The following is a 23372-nucleotide window of genomic DNA, read 5'->3' as shown; positions in this document are numbered from 1 at the left end:
TGCTGTTCGCCTTCGCGAATGCTCAACCGATTCGCGCCTACTCAGACGGAACCTTGGTCGCCGAAAGCGATGGCATCTCATGACTGACGACGACCCTGCTCAGGTTCGACGGGCGATGGAGTGGGTAGCGCGGCGTGCCCAACGGAAGGCATGGACCACGCTCGCTCTCGGTGTTCTAGTTTTCGTCGCGAGTGCCGTTCTTCTTGCTTTCAATAAGCACTGGGCTGCCGGCTTCGTCGGCGCGGGCTTGGCGGGCGTCGCAGTCGGCGTTCTCTGGCTGAACGATGCGCGACGAACGCGCGCTGCGCTTGATCGGTCCACCAGGGAGGGTAGCGATGACGACTAGCGCCACAGGTATCCCTCGTCAGGTCACAGTCGCCTTCTGGCTGTACCTCGCCGCGGCCCTCCTGGCGTCAGTCGGGGCGGTCATGGCAGCAATGAGTGTCAGGCCGGCAATGAGCCACCTGCACCAGAGCGACGCACTTCCGGCGGGCGCAGCAACCACGGCGTTTTGGCTCGGGGTGGGATTCGCGACCCTAATTGAAACCATCTTCGCAGCCGCCTACGTGGTGTTCGCTGTCTTCATGTGTCGCGGGGCGAACTGGGCGCGGATTGCGCTTCTGGTAGTGACCGCGATTTCGCTCATTGGAGTGGTTGGCGGTCACGGCGTCGGCGCGGCGATTGTGATCGTCGGAGTGATCGCCACGATCCTCACTTTCGTCAATCCGTCGAGCGAGTACTACAGGTCGAAGGCACAGACAATCGGAAGCGAGGACGGGGGCGAGAACGAAAAAAGGAGACACGAGCGAAGCAGGGAGAAAGGACTAGCGAAGACCCAGCGAAAGGGAACTAGTCGAGTAAGAGCGAATCGACGATGAGCCAATCGAGAAAGAGGCAACGCACGTAGGCACTTTAAGTGGACCCCTTCGGCAGCCCAATGAACGACAGGGGTCGCGTGTAAACCAGGTTGCATGGCAAATCGGGGGAATTCCGACAAGGCGAGCCGGCGCGAAGCGTCTTACGCTCGGCAGCGCGTAGCGCACGATGCCGCCGCTGCTCGGCACGCTGAAGACCGCGAGCCAGTGGCCGCAGAACGGCACGCCGCCGACGCGATGTTGGAGCTGGAGGCTAAGTGGGGCACGCGCGTCGACGCCCTCAAACGACTACACGACGTTTCGCGGACTATCGACCGAATCCGCAACGAGCAGAACGCAGCACTCTTCGAGCGGGACGAGTTGATTGCACAGCTTCGCAGGCGGGCGAAAGCTGGAACTCACTCGCAGCCCGGACAGGTCTCAGTAGGCAAGCGCTGAGCAAGCGGAATAACGAGTCTGCCCACCCCGTCAAGCAAGTACCCAAGGAGCTAACGGCCCCTAGAGTGTGAGCGTGGCGTCACCTCACCTGAACCCGTTTCCGCCTGTCGAGCTCAGCAGAACTCGCTTTCTCATCGATAAGAGCCGCCCGGTGGCGTTCCTTCAGAGCGCAGATAAGAACCAGTTCGTGACCTGGCCAAACGCGCCCTTACCCCGACGTACTGCGACTGCACGCCTCGTTACGAGCCCAAACGCGGTCTGGGTCGTTTACGAGGAAGATGCCACCGACTCGGGGGAACTTGCTTGTTCCACGGCTGTTCGGATCAGCGCGGACGGAATAGCCAGCGGCGTTGACATCGGGCCGCGATCTGTAGTCGGGGTCGACTCGACCGGTATCTGGGCCAGTAACCGTTCGTGGCCTGCGCCGGAACCACTTCCCGGCGAAGAGGAGTTCGAGGAAGCGCCGTCCTTCGATGGTGCCGGCCTACCGCTGGAGTCGTGGCACGACTTCCAAAAGCAAGAAGATCTTTGGCATCAGGGACGAGAAGGCACGTTTCCTGACATCCTCGCCTCCGGCGCAACTACCTCCTTGGAGAACGACGACGATGTGCCATCGTACGGCTGGTTCGGCTTTGCACCCGGCGAAAGCCCCGAGGAGGCAGGGACGAGGTTCACGCCTCCACCCGCGCCCGGCCCATCCGCGCCGACGGAACTTATCCACTTCACCAGCGATGGACGCATCGACACCCTTTCGGTCGACCGCACCGTGTCAGAGATCGAACAAGTGGGCCTCCGAACGGTCATAACGTTCTTCCCGACTAGCCCGGTCGGAACGCTCGACGAAGACTCGGGCGCGACCAGCTACTCCTACCCTCAGAGCCAGATCGTGGTCGACTTCACCCCTGGCATTCCTTCCGCGCTTTCAGTAGACGACTACCAGGCCACAGCGCTCCCCGCCGTGAGCTGGGGTGATAACTGGGAGGACCTCGAACTCGATGAAGTTTCAGAGAGCGACGCGCACGATCACGTCGACCTCTCAGCCGTCGATGGAATCGAATGGGCACTTGCGAAGTTCAGCCCCGAAGAGGTCCGGGACGCAGTTGATCGCGTGGTGGAACAGTTCCAATGGCTTGCCAAACCGAACGCCATCTGGACACGGCGCGACGACCAGGTACACCTTGTCGAGAGCCCGTATCAGGACGTGCAAGTCCTGGTAAATGGCGACTGGCCCCGAACCGTTGTCATGGTCGAATTCCGCCACCGAGAGTACTCGGATGCTTTGTACCGCCGACGGTACAACGTGTTCGATCCCACCGGGCGACCCATCGATGCCGAGTACCTAACGGTGTACCTGGAGGAGGACATCGCCACGGGCCACCATCCCGCCGAGCACGGCGGAGTCATCGAATGGCCCTTCACCCAAAACTAAAGAACCATCCAAGTGGTACGATATTTTGTACCACTCGGGAGGAATCATGGCCATCACGGCAAGCGAGGCTCGCAGCGACCTGTTCGGGCTCATCGAACGCGTCAACCTCGACCAGACCGAAGTCGAGATCACGTCCAAGCGCGGTTCGGCCGTCCTGATGTCGAAGGACGAGTACGACTCGCTGCTCGAGACGACCTATCTCCTGCGCTCCCCCAAGAACGCACGGCGCCTCATCGACGCCATCGAGAACGCCCGCTCGGGAGGCATCTCCGAGCACGACCTGACTGGTGAGTGACCGCAAGCTCGCCTGGACCGCCGGCGGCTGGGAGGACTACCTCTACTGGCAAGGCCAGGATCGGCGAACGCTCAAGCGGATCAACCTCCTGATCGAAGACATCCTGCGCGACGACCCATTCGAGGGCGTCGGAAAGCCGGAACCGCTCAAGCATGCGCTGGCTGGTGCGTGGTCACGACGCATCGACGAAGCCAACCGCCTCGTGTACCTGGTGGACGATTCCTACGTCATCATCTTGCAGGCTCGCTATCACTATTGATCCGGCCAACGAATGGACCTCGCCAAATGACCTTGGACGACGACGGGCAGATACTCGTCGCAGCCAGCGCGGTGCGCTCCTTTGCGCGACCATCGGGCGCAGAGGTGCGATTTGCCTACGACCGCGGCCTGCTCCGTGACGCCGACGTCGTTTCTCTGATGCTGACCCTTTACGAAGCGAAGCTGCAATTGAGCCCGGAAGAAGAGGAGCTGGCCCTGCTCCTCTCGGATGATTTGGGCCGGGTGAGGACGCTGGTCGATCGGATCGTCATCGAAGAGGCTCTCCTCTCGGACTATCGACGGGTGTGGCTGTACATCCTGATTCGGCTCGCAGTGTCCCAGATTGAGTCGGACGCCGATAATGACGCCGAGGACGCTCTCTTTGCCGTGGTTAGGTTCTTTGACTACGAGCCTGAGTTGATCGCGTTGCTTCCGGCACCATACGGCGCTTTCGATCAGGGTGACCCGCTGCTCAGCTCCGAGCGTTCCCTATGGGTGCAAACCGAGACCGCTTGGTACCAGAACCGCCTCGCGTCTCAGCGAGAACGGCCAGCGACCTAGGGAAGGTGACCTGGACCTCAATTCAAAGCGGGTCGCTTCGTCTTGGATCCAGATGCGAAACGCACGCTTCTGCCCACACTTTGCCCACATTTGAATGAGATCTCTTGTGATGACAGTGCTGTTCTGTGATTCAATACCCGCGGAATTCCGCGGATTTTCAGGGCCGATCGTCCCCTGGCGGACAGCCCGATCGGACTTTTAATCCGCGGGTCGTGGGTTCGAGCCCCACCGGGCCCACCCTTGTACTCGCTTTGCTATTGCTGGGGCTATTCGGATAACCGAACTGGCGACCGAGCCGTCGTGCCCGCAGTTTGCCAACAATGTGCCCACACTCTTGGGTTGCGGCTGCACCAATAGACTCCGAAGTCATGGAGATACGCGACGCCGACTCTGGCCGATTCGTGCGCCTTGAACCCGTGGGCTACCAGTTCCCGGACATCATCGGCGTCGAGTTCGACTCCGACTGGCTGGTCATCCGTGGAAGCGCTCGATCGAATGAAGAGGAGTGGGCGTTCGAGGACCCCTCGCTGCTGGTCGACGAAGCGCTCCGACTTGGGTCGTGGATGCGAGACGCCGGGAGCGGACGTGCGGCGGTCCTTGTTCCGGATGAAGACGGTCACACGTGGCCGACCACAGAGACCATCGAGCCCAACCTCGGCTTCGGCGTAGTCGGCTACGGCAGAGGTATCGCCACGATTCGAGCATTCCTGTGGCTGGAGTCCGCTCCGCCCAGCACCTGGGATGGTCGCACGAAGACCGATATGGACTTCTTCATCGACCTCACGACTTCGCTAGATTCGCTCAACCGGGCTGCCGACGAGTGGGATGCTGCTCTCGCGGAGTTCCCGAAGCGCACCTGACGCACGCTGCGGGATCGACTGACGTGTCTCGATCGGGGTCGGGCCGAAGCGTTCCCGAAGTCCAGCGTTGCGAAGGCCTCAACTCGGTTCGTGCTGCAACCGTTCGAGAACTTCCGCCAGCGTCCTCCGGGCTTCGGGCGGCATGCGATCGACCTCGGACAGCGAAGCGAGCCAGGCGGCCGCATCGCGCAACGCGACCCTCGGCCCGGCCTCCCGAAGCACGCGGTCGTGCAGTTCCTCGACAGCGAGACCAAACGCGTTCGGATCGATTGGCAGATCCGCCGCCAGCGAGAGTTCTATCGAGCGGCCCCCGACTCCGAGGACTGCGTGTTCGGCCGGCGCAGATGGTACCGAGGCTGCGGCTTCGTTGCGCGCTGCCACGCGCCTCCTGCGGCGCTCGAGAGCCAGCGCCCCGATCATCCACGACACGTCGAAAGTATGCACCCTCTGGCGCCAGCGCCCGCAACTGCCGCGAGGCTGTTACGTTCTGCAGGTGGCTGTATGGAAGGTGGACTACCAGGATCCCGGGTTCAACCTGGTGCAGAACGGCTTCGTGGCGATGTTTCGCTCGCCGCGGGTACTCGACGATGCGATCTCGACTTTTCGCGCCTCCGGGTAGCGAGTCGTCAGCGTAAATGCCGGGCTCTGGGTTGACGAAGCCTCGATGCACGACGCGATCTCCCTCGCATTCGGATTTCCCGGATACTACGGACGCAATCTCGCGGCGCTCCGCGACTGCCTCAGCGACGTCGCTGAACTCGATTACGGCTGGACCGAGGCGGACGCCGGCCTGATCATCGTGCTCGACAATTTCGACCGCATCCATGCGGCCATGCCGGTGCTCGCGGTGACACTCCTGGACATCATCAGCGAAGCAGCCCTCCGCGCCGCACTGCTGGGCAACCGCCTTGTCTGCCTGGTGCGGTCAGACGACCGGGGGCTGGAGCTGGGACGAATCGGCGGATACGACCCCACCTGGAACCCCCGCGAATGGCTTCTCCGGGACCGCACTGACTGACGGCCACGACGGGCGTGAGTGATCCTGCCGGGGCATTTCGCGCAACCCGATGTTCACCCTCGGCCGCTATCGTGGTCGCGTGGTCCCCTCTCTCCGAGAGCCGCTGGAGCTCGAGCAGGACGAATCCCCGGTGGCGTCCGTCGCGTCGGCCGCGTCACGACGGCGCCGGCCGCTCGTCTCCGATGGTGGGATGAGAAAACCACGAACCGCCTCGGCCGTCTGGCCCGTTCTCGCGGCGCTCGTCGCGGGAAGCGTTGTCGCGGTGCTGATCCTGGCGGCATCGCTGCGCAGCGAGTTCCCGCTCTACTCGGAGGCGTCGGCGGCACGGGGACGGGACTGCGCCACGATCGCGAGCGCCCGGCACGCACTCGACGCGGCACTCGAAGCCCATCTGCCATTGCGAGCGGAGGATGCGGACGCGGTCCGCGACATCCGCTCGGCCGTGGCCGCCTTCGCCGCCCGGACGCAGGACCTCGCCACCCCGGCGGTGGATTCGGCCCTCAACCCCGTGCGCGGTGGCCTCGACGCGCTGTCCGACAGCGTGCTGAGGTACGCCGCCTCGCCGTACTCCACGAGCGCGGACGCGACGGTCGACGCCGCGTTCCAGGGGGTCAGGGAGGCGTGGAAGGGATCGATCGCGCGCGTCTGCTCCTGACCTCGCGGCATCGCCCGGGTCTGGGAGTCCCCCAGCGCCCTTCAGCACCGCCTGGCAGGATGGATGCATGAAGGCGCTCGGCTCCTGGCTCGTACGATGGTGGACGATCGGGGTGCCGGCGATCGGTGTCGTCGTCCTGGTGGCGTTCTGGACGGCGGAGTTGAGCCCGGTCGCGGTCGGCATCATCGCGGTCGTTCTGGCGGGGACGGTGCTCGCAGCCGTGCAGCACGCGGAGGTCGTCGCCCACAAGGTCGGTGAGCCGTTCGGTTCTCTCGTCCTGGCGGTGGCGGTCACGATCATCGAGGTCGCGCTCATCGTCACGCTCATGACGACGGGCAAGGACTCCCCCGAGCTCGCCCGCGACACCGTGTTCTCCGCCGTGATGATCACGATGAACGGCATCGTCGGGCTCTCGCTGCTGCTCAGCGCATCCCGTCGCGAGTCCACCGCCTTCAACGCCCAAGGCAGTGGAGCCGCCCTCGCCACGGTCACGGCACTCGCGACGCTGACCATGGTGCTGCCGACCTTCACGTCCGCGCCCGGCCCGGTGTTCTCCACGCCGCAGCTGATCTTCGCGGCGATCGCCTCCCTCGCCCTGTACGGGATGTTCGTGCTCACCCAGACCATCGCGCACCGGGACTTCTTCCTCCCGGTCGGCAGTAAGGGCCAGCCGCTCACCGAGGACGACCACGCCGAGGTGCCGACGAACCGGACCGCATGGACGAGCCTCGGTCTGCTCCTGGTGTCCCTGGTCGCCGTGGTCGGGCTGGCGAAGCTGGAGTCGACGCCGATCGAGCGGGCGGTGACCGGGATCGGCCTTCCGCAGTCGTTCGTCGGAGTCGTGATCGCCCTGCTCGTGCTGCTGCCGGAGGGCATAGCGGCGGCGAAGGCGGCGAACCGGAACCGCACGCAGACCAGCCTCAACCTGGCGCTCGGCTCCGCGATGGCGAGCATCGGCCTCACGATCCCCGCGATCGCGGTCGCGTCGATCTGGCTGCCGGGCGCGCTGCACCTCGGGCTCGGGGCGAGTCAGATCGTGCTGCTGGTGCTGACCGTGCTCGTCAGCATCCTGACCATCGTCCAGGGGCGCGCCGTGCGGCTGCAAGGCGGCATCCACCTCGTTCTGTTCGCGGCGTTCATCTTCCTCTCGATCGCGCCGTAGCGCGGTCGCATCGCGCCGTAGCGGCGGTCAGGCCGCGTTCAGGTCGCGGCGGTCGCGGCGTCGAACAGTTGCGTGGCCGCCTGGAGCGCCGCGTCCGGCGTTCCGCCGCGCATCGCCGCGCTCGCGGACGCCCCGTCGAAGAGCAGCGTGAGCTGCACGCCCAGCAGGTGCGGATCGGCAGCCCCGGCCGCCGCGGCCTGGCGCTCGAAGTACGCGGTCAGCTCCTCTTTGAAGTGCCGGGCGACGACGGCGGCGGGATGCTCGCGATCGCGCAGCTCCGTCGCCACGTTGACGAACGGGCAGCCGTAGAAATCGCTCAACCGCGCCGCGTCGTGCAGCGCCTCGAAGACGTGGAGGGTGCGTTCGCGTGGCGTTCCCTGGTCGTCAGCGGCGAAGTAGCCTGCGACGACCTGCGGACCGTACTCCTCGAGCATCGTCGCGACGATCGCATCCTTGCCATCGAAGTGCTGGTAGATCGAGCGCTTCGAGACCTCCGCCTCCTGGGCGAGACGGTCGACCCCGACCGCGTTGACGCCCTCGCGCACGAAGAGCCGGGCCGCGGCGGCGAGGACCCTGTCCCGCGGCTTGGGCTTCGGCGGGGTCGTGGTGGAGGTCATCCCTCGATGATAGAGGGACGGGTTGCAAAAGTAAACCGATCTGTGTACGTTGGCCTTCGTGCCGATACACAGATCGGTTTACTTTGCGGAAGGATTCCCCATGACCGACATCACTGGACGCGTCGCCCTCGTCACCGGCGCCAACCGCGGCCTCGGCGCCGCCTTCGTCGCCGCTCTGCTCGAACGCGGTGCCGCCAAGGTCTACGCCGCCGCACGCCGGCCCGAGACCGTCTTGACGGATGACCCGCGCGTGGTCCCGATCGAGCTGGATGTGACCGACGCCGACAGCATCCGTCGCGCCGCCGAGATCGCCACCGACGTGACCGTCCTCGTCAACAACGCGGGCATCGCGGTCAACCAGTCGCTCGTCTCCGGCGACCTCGACGAGGCGCACCGCGAGTTCGACACCAACTTCTGGGGTCCGATCCTGGTCACGCGGGCCTTCGCCCCCGTCCTGGAGGCGAACGGTGGAGGCGCCGTCGTCAACATGCACTCCGCGCTCAGCTGGCTCGCCACCGGCTCGTACAGTGCGACGAAGGCCGCGCTGTGGTCGGCGAGCAACTCCGCGCGCGTCGAACTGGCGCCCGCGGGCATCCAGGTGGTCGGAGTCCACGTCGGCTACGTCGACACCGAGATGGCCGCCGACGCCCCCGGCGTGAAGGTTCCGCCGCGCCAGGTCGCCGACGAGGCGCTGGACGCCGTGGTCAACGACGAGGCCGAAGCGGTCGTCGGCGATACCGCGCAGCACGTGAAGTCCCGCCTGCACGAGGACGTCCGCGTGCTCTACCCCCAGCTGGCCAGGTAGGCCTCGCCGCCGAACCCCTCCGGCCGGATGCCCCAGCTCAGCGTCCACGTCTCGCCCGGCGCCAGCCAGCGCAGACCGACACCCGAGTTGAGGGCGTTCGCCGGTGCGGTCATCGGCTCGATCGCGAGGGCGACTCCGCCGGGCTTGGTCGCGAACTTCCGGTGGGTGAACACCTGCACGTAGCGGAACCCCTCGTCGCCCCACAACACGACGCGACGGCCGTCGTCGGCCGCGAGCACATGCTCCACCGGCCCGTCGGGCAGGTCGCCGTAGCCGGTGTCGAGGTCCAGCTCGCTGACCCGACGGCCGCCGGAGAGGTCGAACGGCGTGCCCGGGACCGGCGCCTGGCCGGTGACGTTGCTGCGCTCATCCACCTCGAACCGGGTGCGTGCCGCGACGGTGACGGTGAGCTGCTCCGGCGGCACATCGCCGATCCGGAGGTAGGGATGCGCCCCCACCGCGACCGGCGCCGCGTTCTCGCCGACGTTGCTGATGGTGTGCGTCACCGACAGTCCCTCGGTGTGCAGCTCGTGGGTGACGGCAGTCTCGAGGAAGAACGGGTAACCGGGCTCGGGGAAGATGGATGCGGCCTGCGTGACGGTGGAGTCGGTCCGGTCGACCAGCTCGTAGGGGCGCCTGCGCAGCAGCCCGTGGCTCGCGTTGCCCTTCGCCGGCTCCGTCAGGTCGAGCTGGCGGGGTTCGCCCTCGTACTCCCAGCGCCCGTCGGCCACACGGTTCGGCCACGGCACGAGCACGATGCCGCAGGCGGACGGCGTCTGGTCCTCGGCGGGGTAGGGCTCGGTGAGGTCGGATTCGGCGAAGCGGAGCGACCGGATGCCGGCCCCCACCTGCACGATGGTGGCGCTCAGGTCGCCGAAGTCGAGTTCGTACTGTTCACCGGTCGCGGGTCGCATGGCACCAGGGTAGGCCTCAGGCGACGGCCACCGGGAGCCCTGCTTCGCGCAGCGCTGCGACGGAATCGGCGGGGGCGGACTCTCCGGTGATCAGCTCGGCCACCTCATCCAGTGCGGCGATCCGGCCGAGATGCGTGCGGCCGAGCTTGCTGCCGTCTGCGACGACGACCGCCCGCTCGGCAGAGCCCACCATGACGCGCTTGAGGTCGGCCTCGGGCAGGTTGACGTTGGTGATCCCGCCGCTCGGATCGACGCCCGTGCAGCCGATGAACGCGAGGTCCGCGTGCAGGCGTTCGAGCAGCACGGCCGCGAGCGGCTCGACCAGCGAATGCTGCAGCGGCCGAAGGGTGCCGCCCGTCACGACGACGTCGAAGCGCGGGATGGCGCGCTCCAGTTCCAGCGCGATGGTGAGGCCGTTCGTGATGACGGTGACGCCCTCGAGCTCCTCGCGTTCCACGAGAGCCCGGGCGATCGCGGCCGTCGTGGTGCCGACGTCGAGGAGCACGCTGCTGCCGGGGACCACCATCGCGGCGGCGGCCTGGCCGATCCGGCGCTTCTCCTCAGCCGACGACTCCAGCGCCTCTTCGAAGCTCGGCTCGCGGGTCCCCGGCGCCCGCAGCACGGCACCACCGTGGACGCGCCGGATGCTCTGCTCGCGATCGAGCACATCCAGATCGCTCCGCACGGTCACGTCGGAGACCTGGAACGCCTCGCCCAAGTCCGAGACACGCGCGAAGCCGGCCTGCCCGATCAGTTCGAGCATCCGTTCGCGGCGGAGCGCGGCGGGCAGCGGTTCGCTCATACGCCCATGCTGCGGCTCTTCCGAATTCTTGTCAATCCGAAAGTCACAGCGTATTCTTGCTTTCGAAATCGAAAGGTTGGCATGGCTGCGATCACGAAGCGCCCCACACGTCTCTCCGACGGCCGGGACCTCATCTACTACGACGACGCCGACACCACGTTGAGCCCCGAGCGCAAGCCGGACCAGCGCGAGGCGGCCCCCCGCCCGGCGACCGCGACCATGCGTCAGGACCCGCTCACCGGCGAATGGGTGTCGATCGCCGCCGCCCGCCAGAACCGCGTGATGCTCCCGCCGGCCGAACTCGACCCGCTGGCCCCGGCGAGCCCGACGAACCCCTCCGAGATCCCGGACATCTACGACGTCGCGGTGTTCGAGAACAAGTCGCCGTCCTTCGGACCGCTGCTCGACGACGACAACGCACCGGAAGGGATCGACGACCTCGCAGCCGTCGGCCTCGGCCGCACCCGGACCTCCGTCGGCCGCTGCGAGGTCGTCTGCTTCAGCCCCGCGACCACCGGCTCGTTCGGCAGCCTCACCCCGTCGCGCGCCCGCACGGTGATCGAAGCGTGGGCCGACCGGACGACCGAGCTGTCGGCGCTGCCCGGGGTCCAGCAAGTGTTCCCGTTCGAGAACCGCGGCGAGGCGATCGGTGTCACCCTCCACCACCCGCACGGCCAGATCTACGCGTATCCGTACATCACCCCGCGGACGGCGGCGCTCATCCGCTCACTCGACGCCTATGGTCCCACGCTGTTCGCGGACATCCTCGAGCGCGAGCGGGCGTCCGAGCGCGTCGTGCTCGCCGGCGAGCACTGGACGGCGTTCGTCCCGTTCGCCGCCCGCTGGCCCATCGAGATCCACGTGCTCCCCCACCGGCACGTCGCCGACCTGGCCGAGACGAGCGCCGCCGAGCGCGACGAGCTGGCGACCCTCTACCTGCGCGTCCTGCGCGGCGTCGACGCGCTCTACGACTCCCCCACCCCGTACATCGCGGCCTGGCACCAGGCACCCGTCGGCGTGCGGCGGGATGAGATCCGCCTCATGCTGCAGCTCACGTCCCCCCGCCGCGGCGCCGATAAGCTGAAGTTCCTGGCCGGCTCCGAGGCAGCCATGGGCGCGTGGATCGGCGACGTGCCGCCCGAGCAGGCGGCCGCCGCCCTGCGCGCGGCCATCGAGCGAGCCGATGCGGAGAACCCGGTCGGCGACCTGCCGGTCTCCGTCACCGGACTCGTGACCGCATCCACCCCCGACCGAGAGGCTGACCGATGACCGACCTGCGCACTGGCGTCCGAGACGACTTCGCCGAGGTGTTCGGCCGCGAGCCGGACGGCGTCTGGTCGGCGCCCGGACGCGTCAACCTGATCGGCGAGCACACCGACTACAACCTCGGCTTCGTGCTCCCCCTCGCCATCAACCGCCGCACGGTCGCGGCGGTAGGTGTGCGCGACGATCGCATCCTCCGCGTCGGCAGCACCTTCGCCGACGAGCTCGTGGAGGTGTCCCTCGACGAGCTGACGTCGGAGGCCCTGAGCGGGTGGTCCGCGTATCCACTCGGCGTCGCCTGGGCGCTCGGCGAATTCGGCGCGGACCTCGCCGCGGTGCCGGGGGTCGACATCCTGATCGACTCCAACGTGCCCGTGGGCGCCGGGCTGTCGTCGTCGGCGGCGATCGAGAGCGCCGTGCTCGTGGCGCTCAACGAGATCTGGCGGCTCGGGCTCGACCGCCCGACGCTGGCTCGCGTCGGCCAGCGCGCCGAGAACGTCGCCGTGGGTGCCCCGACCGGGATCATGGACCAGTCGGCCTCGCTCCTCGGTGAGCGGGATGCCGCGGTCTTCCTCGACTGCCGCTCGCTCGAGTCGCAGATCGTGCCGCTCGGGCTCGAGGACGCGGGGCTCGAACTCCTCATCATCGACACCGGGGTGACGCACGCGCACGCAACCGGTGGGTACGCCGACCGGCGGGCGTCGTGCGAGGAGGGCGCGCGCATCCTGGGCGTCCAGGCGCTGCGGGATGTGTCGGTCGCCGACCTCGACCGCGCCCGCGAGGTACTCGACGACGTGACCTTCCGCCGGGTGCGGCACATCGTCACGGAGGACCAGCGGGTGCTCGACACGGTGCGGACGTTGCGCGAGCAGGGGCCGGCTGCCATCGGCGCGCTGCTCGACGCATCCCATGTCTCCATGCGCGACGACTTCGAGATCTCGGTGCCGGAGCTGGACCTCGCGGTCGAGACCGCCCAGTCGAACGGTGCGATCGGCGCCCGGATGACCGGCGGCGGCTTCGGCGGTGCGGCGATCGCGCTGGTGCCGTCGGATGCGCTCAGCCGTGTGCTGGTCGCGCTCGACGGGGCGTTCGCCGAGCACGGCTTCGGGCAGCCGGACCTGTTCACAGTCCGCGCGTCCGAAGGCGCCCGCCGCGAGAGCTGACGCGGCCAGGCTGAGGCTGCCGTGGCAACGGCGCCGCGACTCCGTTCACCTACCGGTTACCCGGAAGGTGCAGGATGAGCCAGGTGACCGAAGACAGCGCGAAGCAGCCGGATGTGACGTGGCTCGACCCTGACACGGTCCAACTGCGGCAGCCGAAGGCATCCCACTGGGAGGCGCCGTTCCTGTACCTGCTGTTCGGGCGGGAGCGATCCCTCCTGATCGACACGGGCGCGACCACGGACGAGGCGCAATTCCCGCTGCGCGCGACCGTCGAGCGGCTGACGTCGGAGTGGCTGCGCCGCAACCCCGTCGTCTTCGTGCGTCCGTACCCGCTCGTCGTCGCGCACTCCCACGCGCACCGGGATCACATCGCGGGGGACGCGCTGTTGCGCGGGCGGCCCGGGACCACGGTCGTCGGCACGAGCCCCGCGGAAGTGATCGGCTTCTTCGGCTTCCGCTCGTGGCCGGATGAGACGGTCGCGTTCGACCTCGGGCGCCGCGTGATCGACGTCATCGGCGGCCCCGGACACGAGCCCTCGGCCGTCGTGTTCTTCGACCGCAAGACGGGCATCCTGTTCAGCGGCGATACCGTGCTGCCGGCGCACCTGTACGTGCGAGACGCCGCCCAGTTCCGCGCGACGATCGAGCGCCTCATCCGCTTCCGCGACGACCCGACGGCGCCGGTGCGCGAGCTGCGCGGCGCCCACATCGAGATGTCGAACGAGCCGGGCGTCGTCTACCCTCCGGGGACCGTCGAGCAGCCCGACGAGGCCCCGCTCCCGCTGCGCCCGCGCATCCTGGACCGTGTGCTCGCCGCGCTCGACGAGCTCGGCGACGCTCCCGGCGAGCCGGTCGTCCGCCGTCGCTTCATCGTCGTCGCCGACCGCTGACGCCGCCCACTCCCCCGCCCGCCCGTCCCGCCCGCCCGGCCGGCCGTCGAGCACAGGATTATTGCGACCGACACGCCGACGGAGCGCGCAATTTTCCTGTGCTCGGCGGCCCGGGCAAGGGCCAGGCTCGGGTCAGGGGGCGACGGGTGAGGGGAGGCCGTTCGTGAGGCGGACGAGGTCGTCGAACGTGGTCGGGAAGACCGTGTGGGCGTGCCCGGCGGCCGCCCAGACCTCCGGGTAGTCGGCGAGCGCCACATCCACCACCGTGCGCAGCGGCGCGGGGTGACCGAGGGGTGCGACACCGCCGATCGTCTGACCGGTCGCCGCCTTGACGGTGTCGGCGTCGGCGCGGCGGATGCGGCCACCGAGCCGCTCCCCGAGGAACGCGGTATCGACGCGGTGCGCCCCGGAGGTCATCACCAGCAGCGGCTCGCCGTCGATCGTGAACACGAGGGAGTTGGCGATCGCGCCGACGTCGACGCCGAGCTCCGCAGCGGCAGCGACTGCGGTCGGCGTCGCCGTGTGGAACCAGCGCACCCGCGGCTCGACGCCGACCGCACGCAGCGCGGCCTCGACGCGCTCGACGGCGGGATGGGTCCGCTCGGCGTCCGTCACGCCAGCTCGCGCTCGGCCGACTCGACGACGTTCTGCAGCAGCAGCGCCCGGGTCATCGGACCGACGCCGCCGGGGTTCGGCGAGATCCAGGAGGCGACCTCGGCCACCTCGGGCGCGACGTCGCCGGCGACGACGCTCTTGCCGGTCACCGGATCCTCGACCCGGCTCACGCCCACGTCGAGCACGACCGCGCCCGGCTTGACGTTGTCGGCGGTGACCAGTCCCGCGACACCGGCCGCGGCGACGATGATGTCGGCGCGGCGCAGGTGCTCGTCCAGGTCGCGCGTGCCGGTGTGCGTCAGGGTCACCGTCGCGTTGTACTCGCGCCGGGTCAGCAGGGCGCCGATCGAGCGGCCGACGGTCACCCCGCGGCCGACGACCACGACATCCTTGCCCCGGATGTCGATCCCGTGCCGCAGGATCAGCTCGATCACGCCGCGCGGCGTGCACGGGAGCGGGGTCGTGATGGGGCGGTTCACGTTCAGTACGAGCCGGCCGAGGTTCGTCGGGTGCAGGCCGTCCGCATCCTTGGCCGGGTCGACCAGTTCGAGGATGGCGTCGGTGTCGAGGTGCCCGGGCAGCGGAAGCTGGACGATGAAGCCGGTGCAGTCGGGGTCCGCGTTGAGCTCCTCGACGACCGCCTCCAGCTCGGCCTGCGAGATGTCGGCCGGGAGGTCACGGCGGATGGAGGCGATGCCCACCTCGGCGCAGTCGCGGTGCTTGCCCGCGACGTACCACTGCGATCCCGGGTCGTCCCCGACGAGGATCGTCCCGAGCCCGGGCACGACACCCTGCTCGCGGAGGGCGCTGACGCGCTCCTTCAACTCCGCCTTGATCTCGGCGGCGGTCGCCTTCCCATCCAGTAGCTGTGCGGTCACGCGCGTTCCTTTCGCTGGGCTGGCCCGCGAGCACAGGAAAACTGTCGTCGATTCGCCCGAATCGTCGCAGTTTTCCCGTGCTCGGCGGCTACGGAGAGGGGTTAGATCGAGGAGGGGAGCTCTACGGGGAAGGCGTCCTGGCCGGAGGGGGTCAGGCCGGGGTAGAGGGGGAAGGCGGCGGTCAGGGCGTCGACCCGAGCGCGCAGGGCGCGGGTGTCGGCACCGGGGCGCAGCGCGAGGGCGATGATGTCCGCCACCTCGGTGAACTCCGTGTCGCCGAAACCGCGGGTCGCGAGGGCCGGGGTGCCGATGCGCAGGCCGGAGGTGACCATCGGCGGGCGCGGGTCGAACGGGACGGCGTTGCGATTCACGGTGATCCCGACCTCGTGCAGCACGTCCTCCGCCTGCTGACCGTCGAGCTCCGACGTGCGGAGGTCGGCGAGAACGAGGTGGACGTCCGTGCCTCCGGTCAGCACATCCACTCCGGCAGCGCGCGAGTCGTCAGCGGTCAGGCGGGATGCGAGCAGCTGGGCGCCGCGGATGGTGCGAGCCTGACGGTCCTTGAACTCCTCGGTCGCCGCCAGCTTGAACGCGGTCGCCTTCGCGGCGATCACGTGCATGAGCGGGCCGCCCTGCTGGCCCGGGAAGACGTTCGAGTTGAGCTTCTTGGCGAGCTCGGTGTCGCGGGCGACGATGAAGCCCGAGCGCGGACCGCCGATCGTCTTGTGCACCGTCGAGCTGACCACGTCGGCGTGCGGGACGGGCGACGGGTGCAGTCCCGCAGCCACCAGACCGGCGAAGTGCGCCATGTCGACCCAGAGCTTCGCGCCGACCTCGTCCGCGATCTCGCGGAACGCGGCGAAGTCGAGCTGGCGCGGGTACGCCGACCAGCCGGCGATGATGACCTGCGGCTTGTGCTCGAGCGCCTTGTCGCGCACGACGTTCATGTCGACGAGGAAGGTCTCCGGGTCGACGCCGTAGGAGACGGCGTTGTAGAGCTTGCCAGAGAAGTTGAGCTTCATGCCGTGGGTGAGGTGGCCGCCGTGCGACAGCTCCAGGCCCAGGATGGTGTCCCCCGGCGTCGCGATCGCCGACAGCACCGCCGCGTTGGCGGAGGCGCCGGAGTGCGGCTGGACGTTCGCGTACTCCGCGCCGAACAGTGCCTTGGCCCGGTCGATCGCGAGCTGCTCGGCGATGTCGACGTACTCGCAACCGCCGTAGTAGCGGCGGCCGGGGTAGCCCTCGGCGTACTTGTTGGTGAGCACCGAGCCGACCGATTCGAGCACCGCGCGTGGCACGAAGTTCTCGGAGGCGATCATCTCGAGGTAGTCGCGCTGGCGGCCCAGCTCGAGCTGGAGCACCTCGGCGATCTCGGGATCGACCTCGGAGAGTGGGGCGGTGAACGTGGAGGGCAACGTGTCGGTCAAAACCGGCTCCTTCGTACGGGGATGGACCATGTGCGTATCGACCCAGGCGCGCGGCCGAAATCCACCCGTGTTCAAGGAGGTTGCGTGTCGCTCCCCGATGGTGACCATCTGAGCGCCAGTTGCGACGAGGGCAAGCATAGCAAAGGGCGCCGCACCGGGAACCCTTGCTCATAAGTTAGGAGCCCTGCAATACTCGCTGTGGCCGACCCCTCGTGGGGCGGGCGATGTCGGCCCATCCACTCTTCTTCGAGTTGTCGCCGATGCGTCAGGAGCCACCGTGGTCGTGCCCCGCCCCGTCCGCCTGGAATCCCCGGGTGAGCCGTCGGAGTTCCCGCCGTTCGTCCTGTCCCCGTCCGCGCGCATCAGCGTCGCCGGGGCCGGTGCGGATGCGGTCGCGCGTCTGCTGCGCGCAGAACTCGCGTCGGACTGCGACCGCGACCTCGCCATCGCGCACGAGCCGCCCGGGTTCGGCGACATCGCGATCGTGATCGCGCCGGGCGAGGGCCCGCACGAGGACGGCTCCGACAGCGCCGAGGGCTACACGCTGGAGGTCGCCGCCGAGGGCGTCCGCATCGGCGCGGCGACCGCGGCCGGTGCGTTCTGGGGCGTGCAGACGCTGCGTCAGCTGGTCCCGGCCTCGTGCGGCGATGAGCCGCTGACCATCGCGGCGGTCCGCGTCCACGACCACCCCCGCTACGCCTACCGCGGCGCGATGCTGGATGTGGCACGCCACTTCTTCACGCCGGCCGAGGTCAAGCGGTTCATCGACGCCATCGCCCTGCTGAAGGTGAACCACCTCCACCTGCACCTGACCGACGACCAGGGCTGGCGCATCCACATCGAGTCCTGGCCCGACCTGACGCGTGTCGGCGGCTCGACCGGGAGCGACGGCAGCCGCGGCGGGTTCTACACGCAGGCCGAGTTCCGCGAGCTGGTGGCCTACGCCGCCGAGCGGTACATCACGATCGTGCCGGAGCTCGACATGCCGGGCCACACCAATGCGGCGCTGGCGTCCTATCCCGAACTGAACCCGGACGGCGTGGCTCCCGCCCTGTACACCGGCTCGAACGTCGGCTTCAGCTCGCTGCGCAACGGCGACCCGGTGACCGAGCGCTTCGTGCGCGACGTCATCCGCGAGGTCGCCGCGCTCACCCCGGGGCCGTACCTGCACCTGGGCGGCGACGAGTGCCTGAGCACGACCGAGGAGGACTTCGGCGAGTTCGTCCGGGATGCGGCCCGGGCGGTCGTCGAGAACGGCAAGACCCCGATCGGCTGGCATGAGCTCGGCAAGGCCGCCGGCCTCCCCGCCGGCACCATCGGCCAGTACTGGGACTTCACGACCCCCCGCGGGCGCGCGGCCGAGCTGGCGCTGGCGTTCGTGCGCGGCGGCGGGTCGGTCATCATGTCCCCGTCCGACGTCGCCTACCTCGACATCGTCTACGCCGACGGCGACCCGATCGGCCAGGACTGGGCGGACGGACCGACCACCCTCCGCGACGCGTACGTCTGGGATCCGGCCCGCATCGTCCCGGGGCTCGGCGACGCGCACATCCTGGGCGTGGAGGCCCCGCTCTGGACGGAGACCGTCGCCACGATCGAGGACGTGGAGGAGATGGTCTTCCCTCGTCTCGCGGCGGTGGCCGAGATCGGCTGGTCGACCGCGCCGGGCGACACCGATCAGGTCGAGGACGCCCGCGACTTCGCCGACTTCGCGGAGCGCGTCCACACGCTCGCCGAGCACTGGGATGCAGCAGGCACCCGGTACCGCCGCGCGGCGGAGCCTGCGACCGAGGCGAACGGACCGCGCTAGCTCACGGGTACCCGATGAACCACAGCAGCACGAGCGCGACCGGCTGCAGAGCGATGCACGCCAGGAGGACGACCTTCCGCGCGCGGCGGTTCCGGGTCAGCCCGCGGGCGCCCGCGAGCGGCGACAGGGGCAGCAGCAGCCGGAAGAGGCTCTGCTGCGGCAGGAACACCGCGAAGAGGTAGAGGCCGTAGCTGACGGCGTACGCGACCAGGTCCGTGCCGAGGGCGCGCACCGAGGGGCGCGTCATCAGCCAGGTATATCCCGCGATCACTCCCACGACGAGCAGCGCGCCGACGATGCTGAGATAGCGCCAGCTGAGCAGGAACCACGGGGTCAGCGGGATGAAGGCCACCTTGCCGATGAAGCCCGTCCACCACGAGAGCTCGGTGGCGATGTAGGCGTCCCCTGTGCCGGTGACGGCCGCGGCGATGATCGGCCAGGAGAGGCCGGCGACGGCGATCGCCGCGGCGGCGACGATCATGCTGAGCCGTTCCCGCGGCCGGAAGCCCTCTCCCCCGCGCCGGGCCTGCAGCAGGCGGACGAGCAGCACGATGCCCAGCGCCAGCGGCAGGGCGAGCGCCCCCGGGCGCGTGAACGCCGCGGCCACTCCGAAGGGCAGCATCAACCAGTAGCGCCGCTGCATCATCGCGAGGAGCGCCGCGAACATCAGGAAGAAGAACATGCTCTCGGCGTAGGCGATCTGCAGCACGAACGACAGCGGACCGAAGCAGAAGAACGCCGTCGCCCAGAATGCACTGGACACACCGGCGCGCGCCGCCACCAGACGGAACAGCATCAGGCTGGCCGCCGCCCCGAACAGCACCGCCACCACGAAGCCGGCCGGATAGAACGTCATCCCGGTCAGGAACATGACGGCACGCACGACCATGGGGTACAGGGGCAGGAACGCCCACGGGTTCTGCTGGACCGAGCCGTCGCTGTCGAGCGGCAGGGAGGTCGGGTAGCCCTGCTCGACGATCTGCCCGTAGTAGGACGCGTCCCACGACCCGGAGAACGTGAAGAACGTCGGGTCCATCAGCGGGCTCGAGTACGACCAGTGGCCGATGTTCGCCGCGATGAACAGGGTCAGCATGAGCGTGGTCGTGACCAGCCGCGACACCGCGTACAGCACGAGGACCGCCGCCCACCACGGCACGTCCCGACCGGCGAAGCGCAGCCGTCGGGGTACGCGCAACGGTGCCCTGAACAGAGCCCGTGCCGCGGTGTTCGTCGTACCCGCCGTCATCGTCCCATCCGCTTGCTCGTCTGCAGTAAACGCTTCTCGCCTGCAACCAACGCCCTTTGGATGGTACTCGCGCGCGCGGCGCGTCGTGACCGCTTGACTGCGCCCTACTTCACGCTGCCCGCGGTCAGTCCGCCGACGAGGCGCTTCTCGATCACCGCGAACAGGATCACCACGGGGATGACGGCGACCACGGAGATCGCGAACACGTACTGCCAGGCGGCGTCGTACTGCCCGACGAACTTGGTGAGCGCGACCGAGAGCGGCTGGTTCGCATCCGTCGACAGGATGACCAGGCTCGCGGCGAACTCGTTCCAGGATGCGACGAAGGTGTAGATGATCGCGGTCACGATCCCCGGCCACACCAGGGGCAGCTGCACCCGGAAGAGCACCGTCCACTTGCCCGCGCCGTCCAGCTGCGCCGCTTCGTCGACCTCCTTCGGCACGCCGGAGAAGAAGCTGTGCATGATCCAAATCGCGAACGCGAGGTTGAACGCCGCGTTCACGAGGATCATCGCGAGCCAGGTGTCGTTGATCCCGAGCGCCACCATCTCCTTGAACAGGCCGGTGGCGAGCACGGTCGGCTGGAGCATCTGCGTGACGATGACGAGGAACAGGAAGATCCCGCGTCCCGGGAACCGGAACCGTGCCGTGTAGTACGCCGCGGGGACGCAGACGATGATCACCAGCGCGGTGGCGAACACCGCGATCACGATGGTGGAGATCAGGTTGAACGGCAGCGGCGTCTCCGGCGTCGACCACATCGTGATGTAGTTCTCGGGATGCCACTGCTCCGGCAGGTACGTCGGCGGCACCGCCAGGATGTTGTTCCTGCTCTTGAACGAGCTGACCAGCATGATCAGGTACGGCGCGATGAAGACCAGGGCGATGACGATCCCGGCCAGCACCTTGACGGGGGTGCGCCACGAGCGCGTGCGGCGCGAGCGGCCGACGCGGTCGGTCGGCGTGCCCGAACGGTGCCCATCCACGAGAGCGGGACTAGGGGCGGGCGCGGTCACGAGACCTCCTTCATGGGCTTCACGATCCACAGGTAGAGGCCCACCACGACCAGCACGATCAGGAAGTTGATCACGCTGAGCGCGCTGGAGAGGTCGATCCGCTGCTCGTTCTGCAGCAGCTTGAAGACGTAGGTGGTCGTCGTGTCGGCCTTGTAGCCGGGGATGGATCCCGTCATCAGCTTGAGGATGGGGAGCGAGTTGAACACGTTGATGATGTTGATCAGCGTGGCGAGGGCGATGGCTCCGCGCAGGTTCGGCAGGGTGACGCTGAAGTAGGACCGTGGCGCGCTCGCGCCGTCCATCTTCGCCGCTTCGAGCATGTCGCCCGGGATGCCCGCGAGCCCCGCCAGGATCGTGTAGGTCGTGAACGGCAGCGAGACGAAGACGGCGATGCCGATCGACGAGATGAACGCCGGCACCGGCTCCTTGGTGAAGCCGAACGGCTCCGCGAGCAGGTGGATGTCGACCAGGAACTTGTTGATGATCCCGTAGAAGGGGTCGAGGCCGTAGACGAACACGGTCGTGGTCATCACGACGCTCGCCGCCCACGGAACGATGATCGCCATCCGCACCCAGCGGCGGCCGGGGAAGTTCGCGTTGAGGAACTGCGCCAGCGCCAGCGAGATCACCACGGTGATCACGACGACGGACACCACCCAGATCAGGGTGTTCAGCAGGATGAGCGGCACCTCGGGGCGCGACAGCACCGTGATGTAGTTCTTCAGGCCGACCGATCCGTGGTCCACGCCGGCGAGGGAGATCTTCCGGGTGGAGTTGTAGATCATGTAGCCGGCCGGGAACAGGACGACGCCGAAGATCAGGATGAGGGCGGGCAGCGTCCACGGCACGGCACGCGCCAGGTCCGACGCCCGGCCGGAGGGCTTGGGTGACGCCCCGCGGCGGGGACGGCCGGTGGCCGCCCCCGCGCGAGTCGCTTCAGTGGTACTGGTCATCCGGGACTACTGGCCGTCGGCCTTCGCCTGGATGGTCTTCAGCAGGTCCTCGGGCTTGGCGCCCTGGCCCAGCTGTCCGATCTGGCTCTGGATCGCGCCCTGCGCGGCCGACCAGTTCGGGTTGGTGGACGGGTAGAATTTCGCGTTCGGCAGCAGGTCGAGGAACGGCTTGATGGTCTCGTCCGAGCCCATCACATCCGCACCGGACTTGGTGGTCGGCAGGAAGCCCTCGGCCTTGACCCACTTCGTGTAGACGTCCTTCGAGTAGAAGTAGTCGAGGAACTTCTTGATCGACGCGGTCTTGTCCGTCTTGTTCTTGAACGCCATCAGGTGGTCCGCGACGCCCAGCGTGAACGGCGAGCCGTCCTTCGTCGGGATCGGCGCGACGCCGTACTGCAGCGACGGGTTCTTGTCCTTGATCTGGCCGACTGTCGGCGGGAGGCCGACCTGCATGCCGAGCTGGCCCTGGATGAAGACGTTGAGCAGCGGCGTCCGGTTGGTCGAGCCGGGGTTCGGCTCGGTGTAGCCCTGGTCGATGATCTTCTGCATCTCGGTGGCGCCCTCGACGTTCTGCGGGCTGTCGATGGTCAGCTTCTTGGAGTCGCCGTAGCCACCGCCGGCACCGTAGAACCAGATCGCGGTCTCGGCCTGGGCCTCCTCGCTGCCGAGCGGCATGCCGTACGGGGTGACGCCTGCCGCCTTGAGCTTGGCTGCGTCCTCCTCGAACTCGGCCCAGGTCTTCGGCGGAGCCGAGATCCCGGCCTTGGCGAAGTCGTCCTTGTTGTAGAACAGGCCGCGCGCCGAGGCGATGAACGGGAGCCCGTACTGGGTGCCGTCGATGCTGGCGTTCTTCTTGAAAGCGTCCTGGAAGTCGTCGAGCGTGGCCGCCGAGACGATGTCCTTCGCCGGGTAGAGCAGGTCGTCGGCCGCGAAGCCGGCGAACGCGTCGATGTTCAGGATGTCCGGCTGCTTCTGAGCCTGGATGCGCGTCTTGATGACGTTGTTGATGTCGGTCCAGGATTCGACGTCGAGGTTGACCTTGATGTCGCTGTTCTTGGCCTCGAAGTCCTTGATGATCTGCTGCCACTCGGCCTTCGTGTTGTCCGAGTAGCTCGCAACCATCAGGTCGAGCGTCTGGGCGCCGCCGGACGAGCCTCCGGACCCGCCGCTGAAGCCGCACGACGCGAGCGTCATGGTGGCGACCGCCGCGGTTGCGACCGCCGCTCCCCACCGCAGTGACTTCTTCATTGCTTCCTCACTTCTTGAAGGGAAAAACACGAACCGTCACTGCCGATGGTGCCTGCGCGACGATGCGTAGCTGTTTGATGCTTAGTGATTTGTTTCTGCTCGAAACAAGCACTTGCACTCAATGGATGCTCGAAAGCATGACGCCTGCGGGCCGTTCCGTCAAGAACAAAGCGA

At 68.0% G+C, this 23372-nt stretch carries 26 protein-coding genes; 15 read left to right on the top strand and 11 right to left on the bottom strand.

Features of this window, described 5'->3' with window-relative positions:
• Nucleotides 1-335 precede the first annotated feature (335 nt).
• From P3F85_RS03120 to P3F85_RS03095, 6 genes are all read left to right on the top strand, one after another.
• Complete coding sequence (locus tag P3F85_RS03120; RefSeq protein ID WP_374009797.1) at nucleotides 336-878, top strand: hypothetical protein; 543 nt, start codon at nucleotides 336-338, stop codon at nucleotides 876-878.
• A 508-nt stretch (nucleotides 879-1386) separates the two neighbouring features.
• The gene (locus tag P3F85_RS03115) at nucleotides 1387-2742 is read left to right on the top strand and encodes a hypothetical protein (RefSeq protein WP_374009796.1); all 1356 of its coding nucleotides are present in this window, start codon (nucleotides 1387-1389) and stop codon (nucleotides 2740-2742) included.
• Nucleotides 2743-2788: 46 nt separating this feature from the next.
• Complete coding sequence (locus P3F85_RS03110; protein WP_374009795.1) at nucleotides 2789-3037, top strand: type II toxin-antitoxin system Phd/YefM family antitoxin; 249 nt, start codon at nucleotides 2789-2791, stop codon at nucleotides 3035-3037.
• Nucleotides 3030-3296, top strand: a complete 267-nt coding sequence (locus P3F85_RS03105; RefSeq protein ID WP_374009794.1) for a Txe/YoeB family addiction module toxin — start codon at nucleotides 3030-3032, stop codon at nucleotides 3294-3296. The genes P3F85_RS03110 and P3F85_RS03105 overlap by 8 nt, the downstream gene beginning before the upstream one ends.
• A 26-nt stretch (nucleotides 3297-3322) precedes the next feature.
• Nucleotides 3323-3856, top strand: a complete 534-nt coding sequence (locus P3F85_RS03100; RefSeq protein ID WP_374009793.1) for a hypothetical protein — start codon at nucleotides 3323-3325, stop codon at nucleotides 3854-3856.
• Nucleotides 3857-4224: 368 nt separating this feature from the next.
• On the top strand, nucleotides 4225-4716 hold the full coding sequence (locus tag P3F85_RS03095) for a hypothetical protein (protein ID WP_374009792.1): 492 nt from the start codon (nucleotides 4225-4227) through the stop codon (nucleotides 4714-4716).
• Between the two features lie 78 nt (nucleotides 4717-4794).
• Here the strand turns inward: P3F85_RS03095 and P3F85_RS03090 are convergent, their stop codons facing one another.
• Nucleotides 4795-5145: a hypothetical protein gene (locus P3F85_RS03090; protein ID WP_374009791.1), complete on the bottom strand. Its 351-nt coding sequence runs from the start codon at nucleotides 5143-5145 to the stop codon at nucleotides 4795-4797.
• 64 nt (nucleotides 5146-5209) lie between these two features.
• Between P3F85_RS03090 and P3F85_RS03085 the strand changes: the two genes are divergently transcribed.
• The 4 genes from P3F85_RS03085 to P3F85_RS03070 all read left to right on the top strand — a co-directional run bounded on the left by P3F85_RS03085 (nucleotide 5210) and on the right by P3F85_RS03070 (nucleotide 7551).
• Complete coding sequence (locus tag P3F85_RS03085) at nucleotides 5210-5335, top strand: hypothetical protein (protein WP_374009790.1); 126 nt, start codon at nucleotides 5210-5212, stop codon at nucleotides 5333-5335.
• A gap of 45 nt (nucleotides 5336-5380) precedes the next feature.
• Nucleotides 5381-5734 carry a barstar family protein gene (locus tag P3F85_RS03080; RefSeq protein ID WP_374009789.1) on the top strand — a complete coding sequence of 118 codons (354 nt, stop codon included), beginning with the start codon at nucleotides 5381-5383 and terminating at the stop codon, nucleotides 5732-5734.
• 79 nt (nucleotides 5735-5813) lie between these two features.
• The gene (locus P3F85_RS03075) at nucleotides 5814-6389 is read left to right on the top strand and encodes a transporter (protein ID WP_374009788.1); all 576 of its coding nucleotides are present in this window, start codon (nucleotides 5814-5816) and stop codon (nucleotides 6387-6389) included.
• A gap of 67 nt (nucleotides 6390-6456) precedes the next feature.
• Nucleotides 6457-7551, top strand: a complete 1095-nt coding sequence (locus tag P3F85_RS03070; protein WP_374009787.1) for a calcium:proton antiporter — start codon at nucleotides 6457-6459, stop codon at nucleotides 7549-7551.
• Nucleotides 7552-7589: 38 nt separating this feature from the next.
• On the opposite strand, the gene P3F85_RS03065 is transcribed toward P3F85_RS03070, so the two are convergent.
• Nucleotides 7590-8168 carry a TetR/AcrR family transcriptional regulator gene (locus tag P3F85_RS03065; RefSeq protein ID WP_374009786.1) on the bottom strand — a complete coding sequence of 193 codons (579 nt, stop codon included), beginning with the start codon at nucleotides 8166-8168 and terminating at the stop codon, nucleotides 7590-7592.
• 100 nt (nucleotides 8169-8268) lie between these two features.
• On the opposite strand from P3F85_RS03065, the gene P3F85_RS03060 reads away from it, so the two are divergent.
• The gene (locus P3F85_RS03060) at nucleotides 8269-8973 is read left to right on the top strand and encodes an SDR family oxidoreductase (protein ID WP_374009785.1); all 705 of its coding nucleotides are present in this window, start codon (nucleotides 8269-8271) and stop codon (nucleotides 8971-8973) included.
• Here the strand turns inward: P3F85_RS03060 and P3F85_RS03055 are convergent.
• Nucleotides 8952-9887: an aldose 1-epimerase family protein gene (locus tag P3F85_RS03055; RefSeq protein WP_374009784.1), complete on the bottom strand. Its 936-nt coding sequence runs from the start codon at nucleotides 9885-9887 to the stop codon at nucleotides 8952-8954. The genes P3F85_RS03060 and P3F85_RS03055 overlap by 22 nt on opposite strands.
• Before the next feature lie 16 nt (nucleotides 9888-9903).
• A complete protein-coding gene (locus tag P3F85_RS03050; protein WP_374009783.1) occupies nucleotides 9904-10689 on the bottom strand; it encodes a DeoR/GlpR family DNA-binding transcription regulator in 786 nt (261 codons plus the stop codon).
• Between the two features lie 81 nt (nucleotides 10690-10770).
• On the opposite strand from P3F85_RS03050, the gene galT reads away from it, so the two are divergent.
• From galT to P3F85_RS03035, 3 genes are all read left to right on the top strand, one after another.
• A complete protein-coding gene (gene galT, locus P3F85_RS03045) occupies nucleotides 10771-11958 on the top strand; it encodes a galactose-1-phosphate uridylyltransferase (protein WP_374009782.1) in 1188 nt (395 codons plus the stop codon).
• Nucleotides 11955-13115 (top strand): galactokinase, encoded by a 1161-nt coding sequence (gene galK / locus P3F85_RS03040; protein WP_374009781.1) that lies wholly within the window; start codon nucleotides 11955-11957, stop codon nucleotides 13113-13115. The genes galT and galK overlap by 4 nt, the downstream gene beginning before the upstream one ends.
• 83 nt (nucleotides 13116-13198) lie before the next feature.
• A complete protein-coding gene (locus P3F85_RS03035) occupies nucleotides 13199-14005 on the top strand; it encodes an MBL fold metallo-hydrolase (RefSeq protein WP_374009780.1) in 807 nt (268 codons plus the stop codon).
• 132 nt (nucleotides 14006-14137) lie between these two features.
• On the opposite strand, the gene P3F85_RS03030 is transcribed toward P3F85_RS03035, so the two are convergent.
• The 3 genes from P3F85_RS03030 to glyA all read right to left on the bottom strand — a co-directional run bounded on the left by P3F85_RS03030 (nucleotide 14138) and on the right by glyA (nucleotide 16955).
• Nucleotides 14138-14620, bottom strand: coding sequence for a YbaK/EbsC family protein (locus P3F85_RS03030; protein WP_374009779.1), 483 nt, complete (start codon nucleotides 14618-14620; stop codon nucleotides 14138-14140).
• Entirely contained in the window at nucleotides 14617-15498 is an 882-nt protein-coding gene (locus P3F85_RS03025; RefSeq protein ID WP_374009778.1) for a bifunctional methylenetetrahydrofolate dehydrogenase/methenyltetrahydrofolate cyclohydrolase, read from the bottom strand. Before P3F85_RS03025 ends, P3F85_RS03030 begins: the two co-directional genes overlap by 4 nt.
• A 101-nt stretch (nucleotides 15499-15599) precedes the next feature.
• A complete protein-coding gene (gene glyA, locus P3F85_RS03020; protein ID WP_374009777.1) occupies nucleotides 15600-16955 on the bottom strand; it encodes a serine hydroxymethyltransferase in 1356 nt (451 codons plus the stop codon).
• 247 nt (nucleotides 16956-17202) lie between these two features.
• On the opposite strand from glyA, the gene P3F85_RS03015 reads away from it, so the two are divergent.
• Nucleotides 17203-18735 (top strand): family 20 glycosylhydrolase, encoded by a 1533-nt coding sequence (locus tag P3F85_RS03015; RefSeq protein WP_374009776.1) that lies wholly within the window; start codon nucleotides 17203-17205, stop codon nucleotides 18733-18735.
• A 1-nt stretch (nucleotide 18736) separates the two neighbouring features.
• Here the strand turns inward: P3F85_RS03015 and P3F85_RS03010 are convergent, their stop codons facing one another.
• The 4 genes from P3F85_RS03010 to P3F85_RS02995 all read right to left on the bottom strand — a co-directional run bounded on the left by P3F85_RS03010 (nucleotide 18737) and on the right by P3F85_RS02995 (nucleotide 23198).
• Nucleotides 18737-19981, bottom strand: coding sequence for a hypothetical protein (locus P3F85_RS03010; RefSeq protein ID WP_374009775.1), 1245 nt, complete (start codon nucleotides 19979-19981; stop codon nucleotides 18737-18739).
• 104 nt (nucleotides 19982-20085) lie between these two features.
• On the bottom strand, nucleotides 20086-20967 hold the full coding sequence (locus P3F85_RS03005) for a carbohydrate ABC transporter permease (protein WP_374009774.1): 882 nt from the start codon (nucleotides 20965-20967) through the stop codon (nucleotides 20086-20088).
• Between the two features lie 26 nt (nucleotides 20968-20993).
• The gene (locus P3F85_RS03000; protein ID WP_374009773.1) at nucleotides 20994-21950 is read right to left on the bottom strand and encodes a carbohydrate ABC transporter permease; all 957 of its coding nucleotides are present in this window, start codon (nucleotides 21948-21950) and stop codon (nucleotides 20994-20996) included.
• 6 nt (nucleotides 21951-21956) lie between these two features.
• Entirely contained in the window at nucleotides 21957-23198 is a 1242-nt protein-coding gene (locus P3F85_RS02995; RefSeq protein WP_374009772.1) for an extracellular solute-binding protein, read from the bottom strand.
• Nucleotides 23199-23372 lie beyond the last annotated feature (174 nt).

Origin of the sequence: Leifsonia sp. T36S-04 (assembly GCF_042465655.1) — a bacterium.
GTDB lineage: Bacteria > Actinomycetota > Actinomycetes > Actinomycetales > Microbacteriaceae > Leifsonia.
This window is presented reverse-complemented; position numbering and strand designations above follow the sequence as displayed.